We start from the raw sequence: 16,914 nt of genomic DNA on the forward strand, positions 1-16,914 counted from the left end.
GTCGTCGGGCATCGGTTGGTGGGCCGCTGGTCAGCGGGCCGGGACGGGCGCCGTGTCGGGCAGCGGGGCCCCGCCGACGGTCTGTCCCGGCAGCAGCGGGACGACCGTGAAGCGGCCGCCGGCGGCTCCGGCCGGCAGCACCTGCACGACTCGCACGCGGGGGTCGGCGGCGAGGGTCCGCAGACGTGCGACCGGTCCGCGCACCACGATCCCGACGACACAGGCGCACCCGGCGCGCAGCCGCGAGGCCACCACCCTCGCGACGGCGTCGCCGCGGGCGCCGTCCTGTCCGACGATGCCGCCCGTCCCCGCGCCGGGCGACGCCGACCCGTCCAGCAGGCCGATCGCGAGGATCCGCGCGGTCTCCCAGGACAGCGGATCCGGGGTCACCGGCACCACGGCGGTCGGGGTGGCCACGTCGGCGAGGGGGACGTGCAGGGCGACCTGCCCCGCGTCCGTCCCGGCGACCAGCGACCGTGCGGCGGGGTCGTCGAGGGCCTCCCGCAGCGACACCAACGCCCACCGTGTCCCCGTCGCCGAGGCGAGTCCGGCTGCCGCAGCGGAGCGGTAGGCCTCCACCGACTGCCCCGTGTCGGGCCCGAGGCGGTCGGTGTCCACCCCAGCCGATCGCGGTGGGTGCGTGGCACCCAGCCAGTACAGACCGCCGACCACCGCGGCCACCGTGACGACGAGGATCGCCGCCCCGCGCAGGAGATGGACGGGACCGTCAGGTCGCACGCAGGACGTCCAGGGCGTGGGCGAGATCGGCCGGGTACGGGCTGGTGAACTCCACCATGCGTCCGTCGGCCGGGTGGGCGAACGCGAGCGCCCGGGCGTGCAGCCACTGCCGCTCCAGCCCGAGGCGGGCGGCGAGCGTCGGGTCGGCGCCGTAGGTCGTGTCCCCGCAGCACGGGTGGTGCAGGGCCGAGAAGTGCACCCGGATCTGGTGGGTGCGGCCGGTCTCGAGGTGGACGTCGAGCAGGCTCGCCGCGGCGAACATCTCCAGCGTGTCGTAGTGCGTCACACTGGGTTTGCCGGCCGTCGTCACCGCGAACCGCCATTCGCTGCCCGGGTGGCGACCGATCGGGGCGTCGATGGTCCCGCTCGACGGGTCGAGATGTCCCTGCACCAGCGCGTGGTAGCGCTTGTCGACGGTGCGCTCACGGAAGGCCCGTTTCAGCACCGTGTAGGCGCGTTCGGACACCGCGACGGCCATCACCCCGGACGTCCCGACGTCGAGGCGGTGGACGATGCCCTGTCGTTCGTGCGCGCCGGAGGTGGAGATGCGGTAGCCCGCCGCCTCCAGGCCCCCGATGACCGTCGGTCCGGTCCAGCCCACCGAGGCGTGGGCGGCGACACCGACGGGCTTGTCGACCACGACGATGTCGGAGTCGGCGTAGAGGACGTCCATGTCCTCGATCGGGGCGACGGGGTTCTCGACCGGGCGGGGCGGCTCCGGCAGCGTCACCTCGAGCCACGTGCCCGCGGCCAGTCGGTGCGACTTCCCCACCGCCGCACCGTCGATGCTCACGTCGCCGGAGTCGGCGAGTGCGGCGACGACCGTCCGCGACAGACCCAGGATGCGGCTGACACCGGCGTCGAGGCGCATGCCGTCGATGCCGTCGGGCACCGGCATCGACCGGCTGTCACGCATCGCCGGACCGCTTCGCGCGTCCCGAGGGGGTGCGGGTGCCGTCGATCTCGACGCCGAACACCGTCAGCGCGACGAGGAGCACCGCCCCGCACACGACGGCCGAGTCGGCGACGTTGAACACCGGCCACCACCCCACCGAGACGAAGTCGACGACATGGCCGCGCAGCGGCCCGGGAGAGCGGAAGAAACGATCGACGAGGTTGCCCAGTGCACCGCCGAGGACGAGCCCGAGGCCCACGGCCCACCACGCCGATCGCAGGCGGCCGCTGAACCGGATGATCCCGACGACCACCGCGGCGGCGACGAGGGTGAGCACCCACGTGTAGCCGGTCGCGAAGGAGAACGCGGCACCGGAGTTGCGCACCAGTCGCAGCGTCACGGTGTCGCCGATGATCTCGACGGGACGTCCCGGGGTGATGGTCGCGACGACGACGATCTTGGTGATCAGGTCGACGAGGAGCACCACCAGCGCGACCACGGGCAGCACGGCGAGGACGGTGCGCGACCGCCCGGGCGCCGCGGGCGCCTCCGGTACGGACTCCTCCACCGGGGCTGTCTCGGGGTCGGTGCGGGGGTCGTCGGTCACGGGGTCCATCATCCCCCACCGCCGTCGCTAGCCTGAACCGCGTGCCCGCCACCCGTCTGCTCTCGTCCCGTACGGGGGGCCGCCGCCTCCCCCTGACCGTCGCGTCCGTGGTCGGCGTCGCCGTCCTGGCGATGAGCGGCTGCGGCTCGTCGGGGTCGTCGGGAGCCGGCGAGGCGACCAGCGCGAGCGCCTCGGCCGGTTGCGCCGAGCAGACGACGGTCGGGGCGCCGGGCGCCTCGCTGCTGCCCATCCCGCCGGCCGCCGTGACGGTCGAGGACGCCGGTGCCGCGCCGCAGGCCGCCCTGGCCGGCACCCCGGATCGACAGAGCCCCCAGCAGGTGTCCCTGCGTGTGGTGTCGTCGTCGACCACCGCTCGCGAGGGGGAGCAGCCGTCGACGGTCTCGCAGGACGTGACCCTGCCGCTCACGGCGCGCGTCGCGTGCTCGGACCCGACCGACGTCGAGCTGGGGGTGGGCCGACCCACCTCCCCCGACACCGGGCTGTCGGATGCCCTCTCCGCGGTCGACGGGTCCCGGGCCGGGCTGGCCGTGGCCGCCGGTTCGGTGCCGGTGTCGCTACGGATCGTCCCCGCGGCCGACGCCGGCGACGAGGCGCGAGCCGCGGTCGAGCAGACCCTCGTCTCGGCACTGCAGCGATCGGTCGCGGTGCCGACCCGACCGGTGGGGATCGGGGCGCGGTGGCGGGCCGTGCGGACGCTCGACGGTGCCGCGACCGTCACCCAGACGACGACGGCCACGCTGCGTCAGCGGGACGGGTCGCGCGTGGTCCTCGACGTGACGGTGGACGAGACACCCGTCGACTCCACCTTCACCGTCCCCGGACGCGGTGAACGGCTCACGATCGGCTCCTACAGCTTCTCTGGCAGCGGGACGGTCACCGTGGATCTCGCCCGCGGGTTGCCGGTGGCGGGGTCGCTGACGATGTCGGGCGGGCGGACGCTCATCGGCGACGACCCCGCGCGCCCGCTGGTCCAGCAGACGTCGCTGGCGGTCACCTGGCGGTGACGACGGAAGCACTCCGCCCCGTCACCGGATCGGTGACGGGGCGGAGTGTTCAGGCGATGCCGGGTGTCAGCTGGCCGGCGGGCACATCGCGCTCTGGACGTTGTTCGCGGCCAGCAGCGGGCAGACGGTGGTCTTGGCGAGCTTCCACTTGCCCTGGTCGTAGACGATCGCGGCGTCGATCGTCTGCTCGGGGACGTTCGGCAGCTTCACCTTGACCTTGACGGTGGCCTGGCCGTTGCCCGACGCGATCACCGGCGGCACCAGCTGGTAGGTGACCCCCTGCAGGTCCTCCTTGGCCTTCACCAACTTGTCGAACAGCTGCGGATCGGCTTCCGAGCCCTGCACCAGGTCGGTCTTGTCCGAGGCCGGGACGTTCGGGTCGAGCGCCTTGGTGAGAAGGGCGTTCAGCGTGGCTGCGCTCGGCGGCGTCGACGGATCGGTGACCGAGGTGCCCCCGTTGTCGGTGGTCGTGCTGGTGGCCGACGAGGTCGCGGGACCGTTGTCGACGGCGCCATCACTGCCATCGCTGCAGGCAGCGGTGAAGGTCAGGGCGGCGACGACCGCCAGCCCCGCGGTCAGGATCTTCTGCAGCTTCACGACAGGTGAACTCCTTCGTAGTCGGTGACGTCATCGTCATGGGGAAGTCGGCCACGACGGCCGTGATCCCCCCGGATCGGACACCACTATGCCAAACGCGACGCCCGGCGAGCCCCGGACGCGTGGCCGCGGCCGTCGCCGACGCGTTGTCGGCCGAGTTGACCAGCAACGTCGACGCACGGTGAGGTGGGCCCTCATGAGCACGCGCGCACGGGTCGTCGTCCTGGGCACCGGCGGGACGATCGCCGCCGTCGACGGTCCCGGCGGCGCGGTGCCGACCGTCGACGTCGGCGATCTGGTCGGTCGCGCCGACACCGTCGACGTCGTCGTCGACACACGCACGGTGCTGTCGGTGGACTCCTCCGCGATGACACCTGAGCTGCAGATGCGCATCCTGCAGGCCGTCACCGACACCCTGGTCGACCCCGCGGTCGCCGGGGTCGTCGTCGCCCACGGGACCGACACTCTGGAGGAGACCGCCATGCTCCTCGACCTCGTCCACGACGACCCCCGGCCCGTCGTCCTCACCGGCGCCCAACGCACGGCGTCGCACCCCGAGTCCGACGGTCCCGCCAACCTCTCCCGCGCGATCGCCCTGGCCGCCGATCGATCGGTACGGGAGCGGGGTGTCCTCGTCGCCGTCGGCGGTGCGGTGCTGCCGGCGCGCGGTGTGACGAAGACGTCGACCACCGATCTGAATGCGTTCGACGCGCCCTGGGACACCCCGACGCGTCCGCTCATGCCGCCGGCGACCGGTCGTACGCTGCCACGCGTCGACCTGCTGACCGCGCACCCCGGCATGGACGCCGGGCTCGTCGACGCCGTCGTCGAGCGCGGCGCCGCCGGGTTGGTGGTGGCCGGATTCGGGTCGGGGAACGTCCACCCCGACCTGGCCGGGCGTCTGGCGGCCGCCGTGCACGACGGGACGGCGGTCGTCGTCACCTCACGTGTCCCGGGCGGGCGCGTCACGCCTGCCTACGGCGGCGGTGGCGGGGCGGTCGACCTGCAGGCCGCGGGCGTCCTGATCTCGCCGTGGCTGCGTGCGCCGCAGGCGCGAGTGGTGGTGCAGCAGGCGCTCGCCCGCGGGTGGGCGGCCGAGCGGATCAGTCCGTTCCTGGATCTGCACCCGACCGACTGATGTCCCGCTCCTGCTCGACCGCCCGTCCGTCGGCCGGCTGAGGAGCAGGGGCGTCGGGAGCGGTGACGTCGGTCCAGTCGAGGCTGTCGAGCGGGTCACCCACCCGCAGTTCGGCGGTGTCGACGCCGAAGGTGCGCACCGGACCCACACCCGAGGTGCGCGTCTCGAACCGTACGGTCACCACACCGTGGCCGCTGCCCTGCACCCACCCGTGTCCGAGTTCGGGGTGCACGACATCGGTGCCGGTCGCCCACGTCACCGCACCGTCCTCGCCGACCGCGCGTCCGCTCCCCTTCTGGACGCCCTCGTCGCCGTGATCGTCGGTGGCGGTGGCGGTCTCGCCGTCGACGGCATGCACGTCCACGGGGCCCACGCTGGCATCGGCCGGGAACAGCTGGAACTGTTGGTCGGCGGTGAGCCCGCTGAACCCGACCCCGACGAGCCGGATCGGCCCGACGTCGAGCGGATCGAGAGCGAGGCGCTGCGCAGCCGCGACGAGGACCGGCAACTCGCTGCTGGCGGGGGTGAAGGTGGTCGACCGGGTCAGCACCGACATGTCCGAGCGCTTCAGCTTCAGCACCACCGTGCGCGCCCCGCGTCCGTCGGCGAGGAGGCGCCGGTGCGCACCGGCGGCCGCCGTGTCGATCGCCGTGCGCAGGCGATCCAACGACGAGATATCCTCGGCGAAGGTCGATTCCGCGCTGATCTGCTTCGCCGACGCCCGCTCGGCGACCGGTCTGTCGTCGATGCCCTGCGCCAGTCGGTGCAGGGCCGGACCGACGGTGGCGCCGAGAACCGACGCGACCTCCACCGTCGACAGGTCCGCCAGGTCGCCGATGGTGTCGATGCCCAGCCGGTGCAGTTTGTCCCCCGCGACCGGCCCGATCCCCCACAACTTCCGTACCGACAGCGGACGGAGGAACGCACGGTCCTCCGCAGGGTCCACGACGACGACCCCGTCGGGTTTCGCGAGCCCGGAGGCGATCTTGGCGATCTGTTTGCCGCTCCCGGCGCCGATGGAGGCGGCCAGGCCCAGCTCGTCGCGGATGCGGCGGCGGACGTCCTCGGCGAACCGCGTTACCTCGTCGACCGCGGCGCCGGCCAGCGACTCCGGCTCACCGAACGCCTCGTCGAACGACAGCGTCTCGATCACCGGTATCGACTCACGGACGAGGGCGAACACCCGTCCGCTGACGACCCGGTACACCGAGCCGCGCGGCGGGACGACGACCGCTCCGGGACCGACCAGCCTGCGCGCCTGGTGCATCGGCATCGCGGAGTGGGCGCCATACCGCCGGGCCTCGTAGCTCGCGCCGGCGACGACACCGCGGCCACCGACCCCGCCGACGAGGACCGGCCGACCGCGAAGGGTCGGGCGCGTGAGCTGCTCGACGGAGGCGAAGAACGCATCCATGTCGATGTGCAGGACCCACCGCGCCGTCCGAGTCCGGTCTGCCTGCCCCACCGCTCCAGCCTAGGCAGCGGGGGCCGCCCGTTCGTCAGGGCTCGAGAGTCCGGGGCGCGGGGGTCAGCAGGAACGCCGGGATGTGCGGGGCGATCGCGAGCAGCTCCTCGTCAGTCGACGTGTGGGAGACCTTCTGCGGCAGCCAGGCCGACACCTCCCAGCCCCAGCGTTTCAGGTACGGACGCAGCAGCGCCGGCTTGTCCGCGTCGGCCATCTCGGTGGCGACGTAGGCCGTGGTCGAGTGCCCGCGACGGAGGTCGCACTCCCCCGCGGCGCGCAGGTTGCGCGACCACTGGGTGTTGCCGCGCGGCGACAGGAGGTAGGTGTGCCCGGCGACGGTGAACGGGTTGACCGGCGTCGACCGGGGTTCGCCGGTCGACCGGCCGACGACGGTCAGCGTGCGGGCGCCCGCGAGGCCGAGGCCGTGGTCGGCGAGCCAGCCGACGGCTCGGTTGAACACGGTCTGGGCGGGCGTGGGCTGGACGTGGTGGGTCGTGGTCATGGCGGGCTCCTCGGATCGGATGAGCGAGAGCACTGCTCTCTCGACCGAGTCTGCACCTCCGCGGACCCAAAAGCAAGAGCAGTGCTCTCGGTTGTGACAGGATGGCTGCCATGAGTCCCACCCGCGCCGACGCCCGTGCCGAGACCGAGCGCGACATCCTGCGGATCGGGCGGGAGCACCTGATCGCCCACGGTCCCACCGGCCTGTCGCTCCGGGCGGTCGCCCGGGACCTGGGGGTGGTCTCCTCCGCGGTCTACCGCTACGTCCGCAGCCGCGACGAGCTGCTCACGCTGCTGGTCGTCGACGCGTACACCGAACTCGCCGACGCCGTCGACGCGGCGATCGAGGAGACATCGGACGTGCGACGACGGATCGTCATCGTCGGCACCGCGATGCGGACGTGGGCGCGGGCCGAACCCGCACGATGGGCGCTGCTGTACGGCACACCGGTCGCCGGCTACGAGGCGCCCGGCGACCGGACGACCGGGCCCGGCACCCGGGTGATGGTGACACTCCTCCACCTCGCCGCCGAGCTCTCGCCCGCCGACCTCGACGACGTCCCGAGCCCGGTGCACGGCGACTTCGACCGCATCCGCACCGAGTTCGGGATCGACATCGGCGACGCCGCTCTGGTTCGGGCGCTGGCACTCTGGTCGGTGCTCGTCGGCGCGATCAGCTCCGAGGTGTTCGGCCAGTACGGCCGGGACACCTTCACCGACACCGCCGCACTGTTCGAGCTCCAGCTGCGGAGCGTCCTCGAGACGGCGTTCCCGCCGGACTGATCAGGCCGGGACGACCCGGGTCAGTTCCCCGCGCACACCGTCGCCGAGGTCGGTCGCGTCGTCGCCGAGGTCCGCCGGGTCGACGACGTCGAGCCGCACCGCGAGCACCTCGCCCGCGATGAGGTCCCGGTGCCGCTGCGCCCACTCCTGCCGCTCGGCCGGCACGCCGAGGCGCACCTCGATGCGGTCGGACACGTCGAACCCGGACGACCGTCGCGCGTCCTGGAGCTCCCGCACGCGGTCCTTCGCCCAGCCCTCGGCCTCGAGTTCCTCGGTGACCGTGGTGTCGAGGACGACCAACCCGCCGCCGGAGGGCAGCTCGGCCGTCGATTCCGGCTCGACGGCGACGAGCTTCCGGCTGAACTCACCGTCGACCAGTGCGATGCCGTCGGCGACGACGGTCTCGGTGCCGTCGACCTCCCGCAGCTCCCAGTTCCCGGACTTGACGGCCTTGATGACGCGCTGCACGTCCTTGCCCAGCCGCGGACCCGCGGCGCGGGCGTTCACGACCACCTCGACCCGTCCGAACTCCTCGGCGTCGTCGGCGAGATGCACCGCCTTGACGTTCATCTCGTCGGCGACCAGGCCGGTGAAGTCGGCGAGGCGACCCGCCGCCGGACCGGCGACGGTGATCGCGGGCAGCGGGAGTCGCACCCGCAGCCTGTTCGCCTTGCGCAGGCTCGACGCGGTCGAGCAGACCCCGCGGACCTCGTCCATCGCGGCGACGAGGTCGGCGTCGGCGGGGATCTCGTCGGCGGTCGGCCAGTCCGCGAGGTGCACCGACCGTCCCCCGGTCAGCCCACGCCACATGGCCTCGGTGACCATCGGCAGGAGCGGCGCCGCGAGGCGGCAGGCCACCTCCAGCACCGTGTACAGGGTGTCGAAGGCGTCGTCGGCGCGAGCCCCGTCGACCGACTCCCCCTGTCCCGCCCAGAACCGCGGGCGCGAGCGTCGGACGTACCAGTTGGTCAGCGACTCGCACAGCTCGCGGAAGGACTCGCAGGCACCGGCGATGTCGTAGACGTCGAGCGCCGCGGTCATCTCGTCGCGGGTCGCGGCGAGCTTGGCGAGGATGTAGCGGTCGAGCACACCGGTCGCGTCGGTCCGCCATGTCGCGGGACGGTCGGAGTACAGCGCGAGGAAGCTGTAGGCGTTCCACAACGGCAGCATCGCCTGCCGGACACCCTCGCGGATGCCCTGCTCGGTGACGATGAGGTTGCCGCCGCGCAGGATCGGCGACGCCATGAGGAACCAGCGCATCGCGTCCGCGCCGTCGCGGTCGAAGACCTCGTTCACGTCGGGGTAGTTGCGCTTGGACTTGCTCATCTTCTGACCGTCGTCGCCCAGGACGATGCCGTGGGCGGCCGCCGTCCGGAAGGCGGGGCGGTCGAAGAGTGCGGTGGCCAGCACGTGCAGGTTGTAGAACCAGCCGCGGGTCTGCCCGTTGTACTCCACGATGAAGTCGCCAGGGTTGCGCGCCGGCACGCCGGCGGCAGGATCACCGTCGAACCAGTCGGCGTTCTCGAAGGGGTAGTGCACCTGCGCGAACGGCATCGACCCCGACTCGAACCAGCAGTCGAGGACCTCGGGCACTCGACGCATGGTCGAGCGCCCCGTCGGGTCGTCGGGGTTGGGCCGGGTGAGTTCGTCGATGTGCGGGCGGTGCAGGTTGGTCGGACGCACGCCGAAATCCCGTTCGAGTTCGTCGAGTGAGCCGTACACGTCGACGCGCGGGTACTCGGGGTCGTCGGAGACCCAGACGGGGATCGGCGCGCCCCAGAAGCGATTCCGGCTGATGTTCCAGTCCTTGGCACCCTCGAGCCACTTGCCGAACTGCCCGTCGCGGATGTGCGCGGGCGACCAGGTGATCTCCTGGTTCAGTTCGAGCATCCGCTCCTTGATCGGCTGGACGGCGACGAACCACGACGGCACCGCCATGTAGATGAGCGGCTTGCCCGACCGCCAGGAGTGCGGGTAGCTGTGCTCGATGGTCTCGTGGCGCAGGATGCGGCCCGCGGTCTTGAGGTCCGCGATGATCGCCGGGTTCGCGTCGAACACCATCTGCCCCTCGTAGGGCGGGACGAGCGCGGTGAATCGGCCGCCCGGGTCGAGCGGCTGCACCACCTCGATCCCGTTGGCGGTGGCGAGCTCCATGTCCTCCTCACCGAAAGCCGGTGCGAGGTGGACGATCCCGGTGCCGCTGTCGGTGGTGACGTAGTCCCCGAGCAGCGTGCGGTGGGCGCGCGGGTGGCCGACGAAGAAGTCGAAGGGCGGCGTGTAGGTCGCGTCGGCGAGGTCGGCGCCGCGGTGCGTGCCGAGGACCTCGGGACTGTCGCCGAGTTCGCGGGCGTAGTGGCCGAGGCGGGCGGTGGCCAACAGGTATTCCTGGCCGTCGTCGCCGCGGACGTGGCTGTACTCGACGTCGGGGTTGACCGCGATCGCGAGGTTCGACGGCAGCGTCCACGGCGTCGTGGTCCAGATGAGGGCGTTCACGCCGACCAGCGCGTCGGGGACACCGCCGGTCAGCGGCATGCGTACCGTGACGGCCGGGTCCTGCCGCATCCGGTAGGCGTCGTCGAGCTTGCTCTCCTGGTTGCTCAGCGGGGTCTGCTCGTACCAGGAGTACGGCAGCACGCGGTAGCCCTGGTAGACCAGACCCTTCTCGTGGAGTCGGGAGAACGCCCACATCACCGACTCCATGTAGTCGATGTCGAGTGTCTTGTAGTCGTTGTCGAAGTCGACCCAGCGGGCCTGTCGGGTGACGTAGTCACGCCACTCGCCGGTGTAGCGCAGCACCGACTCGCGACAGAAGTCGTTGAACGTCGAGACGCCCATCGTCTCGATCTCCGACTTGTCGGTGATCCCGAGCTGTCGCTCGGCCTCGAGCTCCGCGGGCAGGCCGTGGGTGTCCCAGCCGAACCGCCGCTCCACCTTCCGTCCGCGCATCGTCTGGTACCGCGGGATGAGGTCCTTGACGTACCCGGTGAGCAGGTGGCCGTAGTGCGGGAGCCCGTTGGCGAAGGGCGGGCCGTCGTAGAAGACGAACTCCTCGGCGTCGTCGCGGGCGTCGATGGAGGCGCGGAAGGTGTCGTCGGTGGCCCAGTAGTCGAGCACCGCGGTCTCGAGATCCGGGAAGACCGGGGCGCGAGACCCGGTCCCCACGACGTCGACGACCGGGTAGACGCGTGCTGCGGCCCCGGTCTCGCCGGTGTCGCGTTCGGTGTGCTCCGGTGCGGTGGACACAGACTCTCCCTCGTGTCGGACGGGCCGCGTGTGCGGCCGGCTCGGACACGGGGACGACGATCACTCGCCGCGGTACCACCCCGCTTGCACCGGATCCCGGTGCCTCTCGGTTCCGGCCACCGGTGGCGGCGCGGACAGCGGCTGTGACGGGCCGCTCCCGTCCGGGTCTACTGCGGGCCGTGGCGGCCCCTCGGGGACCACAGGTCCGGTTCTTCCGGATGCTCCCCGGTGATGGCCGGATCGACGCGTGGCCAGTGTAGGTCAGCGACGACCGAGCCCACCAACCGGTTTCGCGGGGAGTCAGTCGGGGGTTCCGTGCCGGGGATGCCGGACAGACGCCGGGTGTCCCCCGGCGTCGTCGCCCCGGGAGACGTCCCCAGCCGGGTCGTGCCCCGCGGGGGCCTCGACGTCGTCACCAGTGGCGGGTTCCCGGTCGGGTCGCTCGTGTCGGCCGTGATGTACCGCGGTCTCCGGTGCGTCCTCGCGCGGCTCTGCGCCCACCTCTGGCTCTGCGTCGCCGAGGACCACCACGTCCTCGTCGGACACCCGCGGGAACTGTTCGGTCGGAGCGTCGTCCCCGTCGTCCACGGTGTCACCGTCGAGGACAGGGGCTGCGGCCTCCCCCGCCGTCCGTCGGCGCCGCAGACGCGCGGGAACCGGCGACCGCAGGCCCAGGGTGTCGGCGAGGAGCAACAGCGCGCCCCCCACACAGATCACTATGCAGGCGACCGCGAGCCACAACGTGCCCGTGACCAGGGCGAGGACGAGCAGGGCGAACCCGACCAGCGTCGCCCCGAGAGCCGACACGAGCACGGATGGACCCTTTCACTCACAACCGCGTCCGCAGGGACGCCGGGGTCAGTTCGACGGGCCGGCGAACCCACCCGAGTTGGTGAAGCCGCCGTTGCCGGGATCCGACGAGAAGGCGTCGCCGCCGCGCGCGTTGTCGACCGGAGCCGCGCTGCCACGCTGCTGGAGTTCCTCGAGCTGGGACTCCAGGTAGGTCTTCAGGCGGGTGCGGTACTCGCGTTCGAACGTCTTGAGCTGTTCGATCCGACCCTCGAGCACCGACCGCTGCTGGTTGATGGTGCCCATGATCTCGGTGTGCTTGCGCTCGGCGTCGGCCTGCAGGGCGTCGGCCTTCTCCTGCGCACTGCGCGTGGTCGCCTCGGCGCGGGTCTGCGAGTCGGCGAGGATGGCCTCGGAGCGCTGACGGGCGTCGGCGAGCATCGTCTCGGACTTCTGACGGGCTTCGGAGACCATCGAGTCGGCGCGACTGTGGGCGTCGGCGAGCAGGCTCTCCGATTCGGTGCGCGCGTTCGCGGTGAGTCGATCGGCGGTGTCCTGGGCGAGCCCGAGCACCTTGGCCGCCCGCACGTGCGGATCGTCGCCGGTCGACGCGGGCGCCGACTCCTGGGCCGCGGGGGCTGCCGCGGCGAATGACTGCGTGGGCGCCGGAGCGGGCTCCTCGGTCCGTGCGGGCTGCTGCGCAGCCCCGGACTTCGCCTGCTCCAGGTCACCCTCGAGCTCGTCGACGCGCGCCTTCAGGTCCGAGTTCTCCTCGAGCAACCGGGCGAGCTCGGCCTCGACGAAGTCCAGGAACTGGTCGACCTCGTCCTCGTTGTAGCCGCGCTTGCCGATCGGCGGTTTGCTGAACGCGACGTTGTGCACATCAGCCGGTGTGAGCCGCATTGTCGGTCCCCTTCAACATCAATCATCGTGTGGACGTGTCGTGGTCTCGGTGCGGGCTGCTCGGGACCGGTCACCAGAAGCGTTGGGGCGTGTCTCGCCTCGCCTCAGAGTAACTGGCGTCCCATCCTGTCACACGAGAACCGTTCGTCGCACCTCTGCATCACGACGCCGGATTCACCGGACTCGCGACGATCAGCACACACGGCGGGTTCCCCTGTGCTCGCGCACAACGAGTTCTTCCTGACGTCACAGTATCCACCCCGGCGTCCAGGGCACAGTCACGGTCGATCGTCGGGCCGTCGGGAGGTCCCGATCAGGGGCCGGGCGAGACCAGTGCCATGGCCACCAGCACCACGATCATCGTGATCATCAGGGACAGGTCCAGGCGGACCGGGCCGAGCGGGATCGGCGGCAGCACCCGTCGCAACGCCTTGACGGGCGGGTCGGTGGCGGTGAACACGCCCTCGATGACCACGACGGACGCACCCGTCGGACGCCACTCCCGGGCGAACGATCGCACCAACTCGATCACCAGGCGGCCCAACAGCAACAACCAGAAGAGGAAGAGCAGGTAGTAGATGATCTCTCGAGCAACCGTCACGGCGTCAACTCTGCCTGATTCGCCCGACCTCCGCCGAACCCGCTGCTAGCTCTGGTTGTAGAAGCCGGTCTCGGCCAGCTTGCGACGATCCTCGGCCGACACGTCGATGTCGGCGGGAGACAGGAGGAACACCTTCGTGGCGACCTTGTCGAACGCCCCGCGCAGCGCGAACGCCAGCCCGGCCGCGAAGTCGACGAGGCGCTTGGCGTCCTCGTTGCTCATCTCGACGAGGTCCATGATCACGGGGTTGCCGTCGCGGAACCGCTCACCGATCGTGCGCGCCTCGCTGTAGTCGCGGGGACGCAGCGTGGTGATCTTCGCCAACGGGCTGCCCTCCTCGAACACACGGTCCATCGAGTCGATCGCCAGCGCACCGCGCGTCATCCGAGCTCCCCCACCGCGGGCGACGCCGCGGGCGGACAGCGGCTCGAGCCGACCACTGCGACCCAGACGCTCCATCGACGACCGCTCGAGGCCCGACCGCTCCATGGCGGCGTGCTCCATCGTCGCGCTGCGCCCACCGAGGGAGCCGCGGACGGCTCCGGCGTAGGCGTAGTCGGGCACGCGGTCGTACTCGTACTCGAGGTCGTCGGCGTAGCCGGCCTCGTAGCCACGTCCGCCGTCCGCGTCGAACCCGCGGGCCCGCGGACGCTCGTCGCGCGCCCAGCGCTCGTCGTAGTGGTCATCACGGCGGACCGGACCGTCGTCGAGGTAGTCGTCCTCGTAGTCGCCGGGCGGGACCATGCCGAAATACGCCTTGAACCGCTGCATGGTGGTCATCGTGTGCCCTTCTCGCCGTCGGCTGGTGCCGGGAGTCCCGTGTGAAAACTGGTGTCGCTGATCCGCATGGTGCTCATGTGATTTGGCTACGGCGAGCGTAACGGCCGCTCTCCCAGGATCGCGGTACCGACACGCACGCATGTCGACCCGTGTCTCACCGCCTCCTCGAGGTCACCGGACATGCCGGCGGAGAACACGGTCGCCTCGGGGTGTGCCGCCACCAGACGGGCGTGGGCGGCGGCCGCCTGCTCCATCCAGTGGTCGGGCGTCCGCGTCTGCGGGGCGATCACCATCGACCCGCACAGCCGCAACTGATCGGAGCCGGCGACGTGGTCGGCCACCGCGTCGAGCTCGTCGAGGACGACGCCGCCGCGCGACGGGTCACCGTCCAGGTTGACCTGGACCAGCACCTCGAGGGGACCGTCGCGGTCCCCGTCGTCGCGGGCCGCGTCGACGCCACGGGCCAGGGCCTCGACGACGACGTCACGGTCGACGGAGTGGACCCGGTCGGCCCACCTCGCGATCGACGTCGCCTTGCGGCGCTGCACCGTGCCGATCATGTCGAATCGCAGCGTCTCGCCCGTGGCGGCGCGGACCGCCGCGGCCTTGCGGCCGGCCTCGGGCTCACGACTCTCGCCGAACGCTCGACATCCCTGGTCGACGAGTGCGCGCACGTCGGACGCGGGGTGGAACTTCGTCACGACGAGCAACTCGACGTCCTCGGGGTCGCGCCCGGCGTCGCGGGCGGCCGCGGCGAGACGCTCGCGGGCCGCACCGAGCCGGTCGGCCAGTTCCGCGACCCGCTCCGGCGACGCCCCGTCGTCGCCGGCGGGGTCACCGGCCGAGGGGTCGGTCACGTGGCGTCACCGCCCTGGTCGATCCAGATGACGGAGGCGATGCGGCCGGTCGGGGCGCCTCGTCGATGACTGAAGAGCGTGGTGTCGGAGATCGTGCACCGCGGGTCGCTCGCGACGGCCGCCACACCCGCCTCCAGCAGTTGTCGGGTGATGCCCGCGCGCAGGTCGAGACCGCAGGTGCCCTGACGGGTGCGGGTCGCGCTCCCCGGCAGGTGCTGCTCCACGTCGCGCTGCATCTCCGGCGGCACCTCGTATCGCTCCCCGCTCGCCGCGGGCCCGAGGAACGCCCCGATCCTGCCCCTCTCGGCACCGAGCCCGACCATCGCGTCCAGTACGCGCGGCACGATGCCGATGCGTGCACCCACCCGGCCGGCGTGGGCGGCCGCGACGACGCCGGCCTCGTCGTCGGAGAGCAGGAGCGGCACACAGTCGGCGCTGAGCACGGCCAGGGCGAGACCCGGGGTGGCGGTGACGAGAGCGTCGGTGGCGGGCACCGCGTCGGTACGAGGTCCGTCGACGACGGCCACGGACCGCCCGTGGATCTGTTCCATCCAGATCAGATGGTCGTCGGCGACACCGATCCGCTCGGCCAGACGCGCCCGGTTCGCCGTCACGGCGACCGGATCGTCGCCGACGTGGTCACCGAGGTTGAAGGAGTCGTACGGGGCGACCGACACCCCGCCCGCCCGGGTCGTGGTGACCCGGCGGACCCGTCCGGGACCGCTCACCGCGCTCAGCGCTTCATGAACGGCGGCACGTCGACGTCATCGTCGTCGTCGAGCTGGACCGCGTTGCGCCGGGGCGCGGGGGTGTCACTGTAGGACTCACCGCGGGCCGAGGCGTTGGAGGAGAAGATCGCATCCGACGCGGGCGCCGAACCCCCGACCGACCCTGCCGACGCGGCCTCCACCGCCGAACGCCCCGAGGCGGCCGTCGCCGGCCGCTGCCGCTGCGGCGTGCCGCCGTCGAAACCCGCCGCGATGACCGTCACCCGGACCTCGTCGCCGAGGTTGTCGTCGATCACGGTGCCGAAGATGATGTTCGCGTCCTCGTGCGCGGCCTCCTGGACCTGCGTGGCCGCGTTGTGGATCTCGAACAGACCGAGGTCGCTGCCACCCGCGATCGACATGAGCACGCCGCGCGCACCCTCCATCGACGCCTCGAGCAGCGGCGAGTTGATGGCCGACTCGGCGGCCTTCTTCGCACGGTCCTCGCCGCGGGCCGAGCCGATGCCCATCAGCGCGCTGCCCGCGTCCTTCATGACGCCCTTGACGTCGGCGAAGTCGACGTTGATCAACCCCGGGGTCGTGATGAGGTCGGTGATGCCCTGCACGCCGTTGAGCAACACCTCGTCGGCGCTGCGGAACGCGTCCATGAGGGACACGGCCGCGTCGCCGAGCTGGAGCAGACGATCGTTCGGGATCACGATGAGCGTGTCGCACGACTCGCGCAGCGACGCGATACCGGCGTCGGCCTGTCCGCCACGACGCTTGCCCTCGAACGAGAACGGCCGCGTCACGACTCCGACGGTCAGAGCGCCGAGCTTGCGCGCGATGCTCGCGACGACGGGCGCGCCGCCCGTGCCGGTGCCGCCGCCCTCACCCGCGGTGACGAACACCATGTCGGCACCCTTGAGCAGCTCTTCGATCTCGTCCTTGGCGTCCTCGGCGGCGCGACGACCCACCTCGGGGTCGGCACCGGCGCCGAGACCGCGCGTCGAGTCGCGGCCGACGTCGAGCTTGACGTCGGCGTCGCTCATCAACAGCGCCTGGGCGTCGGTGTTGATGGCGATGAACTCGACACCCTTGAGGCCCTGTTCGATCATGCGGTTGACGGCGTTGACGCCACCACCGCCGATGCCGACGACCTTGATGACGGCCAGGTAGTTGTGCGGTGGCGTCATGAGACTCGCCTTCTCCTCGGGTCATGCCCCCCGGCGGCTGCGTGCCGGGAGTACGTCTCCACCCGCTCCGACAAAAGTCTCAACCTCAA

At 71.7% G+C, this 16,914-nt stretch carries 17 protein-coding genes; 3 read left to right on the forward strand and 14 right to left on the reverse strand.

Features of this window, described 5'->3' with window-relative positions; genetic code table 11:
- Positions 1-30: 30 nt before the first annotated feature.
- Genes ACXVUM_RS19970 through lspA form a run of 3 tightly spaced genes read right to left on the reverse strand, consistent with a single transcriptional unit; the run spans position 31 to position 2,249 of the window.
- On the reverse strand, positions 31-738 hold the full coding sequence (locus ACXVUM_RS19970) for a hypothetical protein (RefSeq protein ID WP_458523674.1): 708 nt from the start codon (positions 736-738) through the stop codon (positions 31-33).
- Positions 728-1,654, reverse strand: coding sequence for an RluA family pseudouridine synthase (locus ACXVUM_RS19975; protein WP_458523675.1), 927 nt, complete (start codon positions 1,652-1,654; stop codon positions 728-730). The genes ACXVUM_RS19970 and ACXVUM_RS19975 overlap by 11 nt, the downstream gene beginning before the upstream one ends.
- On the reverse strand, positions 1,647-2,249 hold the full coding sequence (gene lspA, locus ACXVUM_RS19980; protein ID WP_458523790.1) for a signal peptidase II: 603 nt from the start codon (positions 2,247-2,249) through the stop codon (positions 1,647-1,649). The genes ACXVUM_RS19975 and lspA overlap by 8 nt, the downstream gene beginning before the upstream one ends.
- A 32-nt stretch (positions 2,250-2,281) precedes the next feature.
- On the opposite strand from lspA, the gene ACXVUM_RS19985 reads away from it, so the two are divergent.
- Positions 2,282-3,265 carry a hypothetical protein gene (locus ACXVUM_RS19985; protein ID WP_458523676.1) on the forward strand — a complete coding sequence of 328 codons (984 nt, stop codon included), beginning with the start codon at positions 2,282-2,284 and terminating at the stop codon, positions 3,263-3,265.
- Positions 3,266-3,331: 66 nt separating this feature from the next.
- On the opposite strand, the gene ACXVUM_RS19990 is transcribed toward ACXVUM_RS19985, so the two are convergent.
- The gene (locus ACXVUM_RS19990) at positions 3,332-3,862 is read right to left on the reverse strand and encodes a hypothetical protein (RefSeq protein ID WP_458523677.1); all 531 of its coding nucleotides are present in this window, start codon (positions 3,860-3,862) and stop codon (positions 3,332-3,334) included.
- 196 nt (positions 3,863-4,058) lie between these two features.
- Here ACXVUM_RS19990 and ACXVUM_RS19995 point away from each other — a divergent pair, with 196 nt between their 5' ends.
- The gene (locus tag ACXVUM_RS19995; RefSeq protein ID WP_458523678.1) at positions 4,059-5,000 is read left to right on the forward strand and encodes an asparaginase; all 942 of its coding nucleotides are present in this window, start codon (positions 4,059-4,061) and stop codon (positions 4,998-5,000) included.
- Here the strand turns inward: ACXVUM_RS19995 and ACXVUM_RS20000 are convergent.
- Positions 4,966-6,465: a DNA polymerase IV gene (locus ACXVUM_RS20000; protein ID WP_458523679.1), complete on the reverse strand. Its 1,500-nt coding sequence runs from the start codon at positions 6,463-6,465 to the stop codon at positions 4,966-4,968. The two genes, ACXVUM_RS19995 and ACXVUM_RS20000, sit on opposite strands and share 35 nt — an antisense overlap.
- 34 nt (positions 6,466-6,499) lie before the next feature.
- The gene (locus ACXVUM_RS20005) at positions 6,500-6,967 is read right to left on the reverse strand and encodes a nitroreductase family deazaflavin-dependent oxidoreductase (protein ID WP_458523680.1); all 468 of its coding nucleotides are present in this window, start codon (positions 6,965-6,967) and stop codon (positions 6,500-6,502) included.
- A 101-nt stretch (positions 6,968-7,068) separates the two neighbouring features.
- Here ACXVUM_RS20005 and ACXVUM_RS20010 point away from each other — a divergent pair, with 101 nt between their 5' ends.
- The gene (locus tag ACXVUM_RS20010) at positions 7,069-7,749 is read left to right on the forward strand and encodes a TetR/AcrR family transcriptional regulator (protein ID WP_458523681.1); all 681 of its coding nucleotides are present in this window, start codon (positions 7,069-7,071) and stop codon (positions 7,747-7,749) included.
- On the opposite strand, the gene ileS is transcribed toward ACXVUM_RS20010, so the two are convergent.
- The 8 genes from ileS to ftsZ all read right to left on the reverse strand — a co-directional run bounded on the left by ileS (position 7,750) and on the right by ftsZ (position 16,825).
- On the reverse strand, positions 7,750-10,992 hold the full coding sequence (ileS, locus tag ACXVUM_RS20015) for an isoleucine--tRNA ligase (protein ID WP_458523682.1): 3,243 nt from the start codon (positions 10,990-10,992) through the stop codon (positions 7,750-7,752).
- A 300-nt stretch (positions 10,993-11,292) separates the two neighbouring features.
- A complete protein-coding gene (locus ACXVUM_RS20020) occupies positions 11,293-11,805 on the reverse strand; it encodes a hypothetical protein (protein WP_458523683.1) in 513 nt (170 codons plus the stop codon).
- 45 nt (positions 11,806-11,850) lie between these two features.
- Positions 11,851-12,684, reverse strand: coding sequence for a DivIVA-like cell division protein Wag31 (gene wag31 / locus ACXVUM_RS20025; protein WP_458523684.1), 834 nt, complete (start codon positions 12,682-12,684; stop codon positions 11,851-11,853).
- 313 nt (positions 12,685-12,997) lie between these two features.
- Positions 12,998-13,285 carry a YggT family protein gene (locus ACXVUM_RS20030; protein WP_458523685.1) on the reverse strand — a complete coding sequence of 96 codons (288 nt, stop codon included), beginning with the start codon at positions 13,283-13,285 and terminating at the stop codon, positions 12,998-13,000.
- Positions 13,286-13,330: 45 nt separating this feature from the next.
- Positions 13,331-14,065 carry a cell division protein SepF gene (locus tag ACXVUM_RS20035; RefSeq protein ID WP_458523686.1) on the reverse strand — a complete coding sequence of 245 codons (735 nt, stop codon included), beginning with the start codon at positions 14,063-14,065 and terminating at the stop codon, positions 13,331-13,333.
- Between the two features lie 86 nt (positions 14,066-14,151).
- Positions 14,152-14,922 (reverse strand): YggS family pyridoxal phosphate-dependent enzyme, encoded by a 771-nt coding sequence (locus ACXVUM_RS20040; protein WP_458523687.1) that lies wholly within the window; start codon positions 14,920-14,922, stop codon positions 14,152-14,154.
- On the reverse strand, positions 14,919-15,650 hold the full coding sequence (gene pgeF, locus ACXVUM_RS20045; RefSeq protein WP_458523688.1) for a peptidoglycan editing factor PgeF: 732 nt from the start codon (positions 15,648-15,650) through the stop codon (positions 14,919-14,921). The genes ACXVUM_RS20040 and pgeF overlap by 4 nt, the downstream gene beginning before the upstream one ends.
- A gap of 5 nt (positions 15,651-15,655) precedes the next feature.
- Positions 15,656-16,825, reverse strand: coding sequence for a cell division protein FtsZ (ftsZ, locus tag ACXVUM_RS20050; protein WP_458523689.1), 1,170 nt, complete (start codon positions 16,823-16,825; stop codon positions 15,656-15,658).
- Positions 16,826-16,914: the final 89 nt, after the last annotated feature.

Source organism: Williamsia sp. SKLECPSW1, assembly GCF_054332755.1.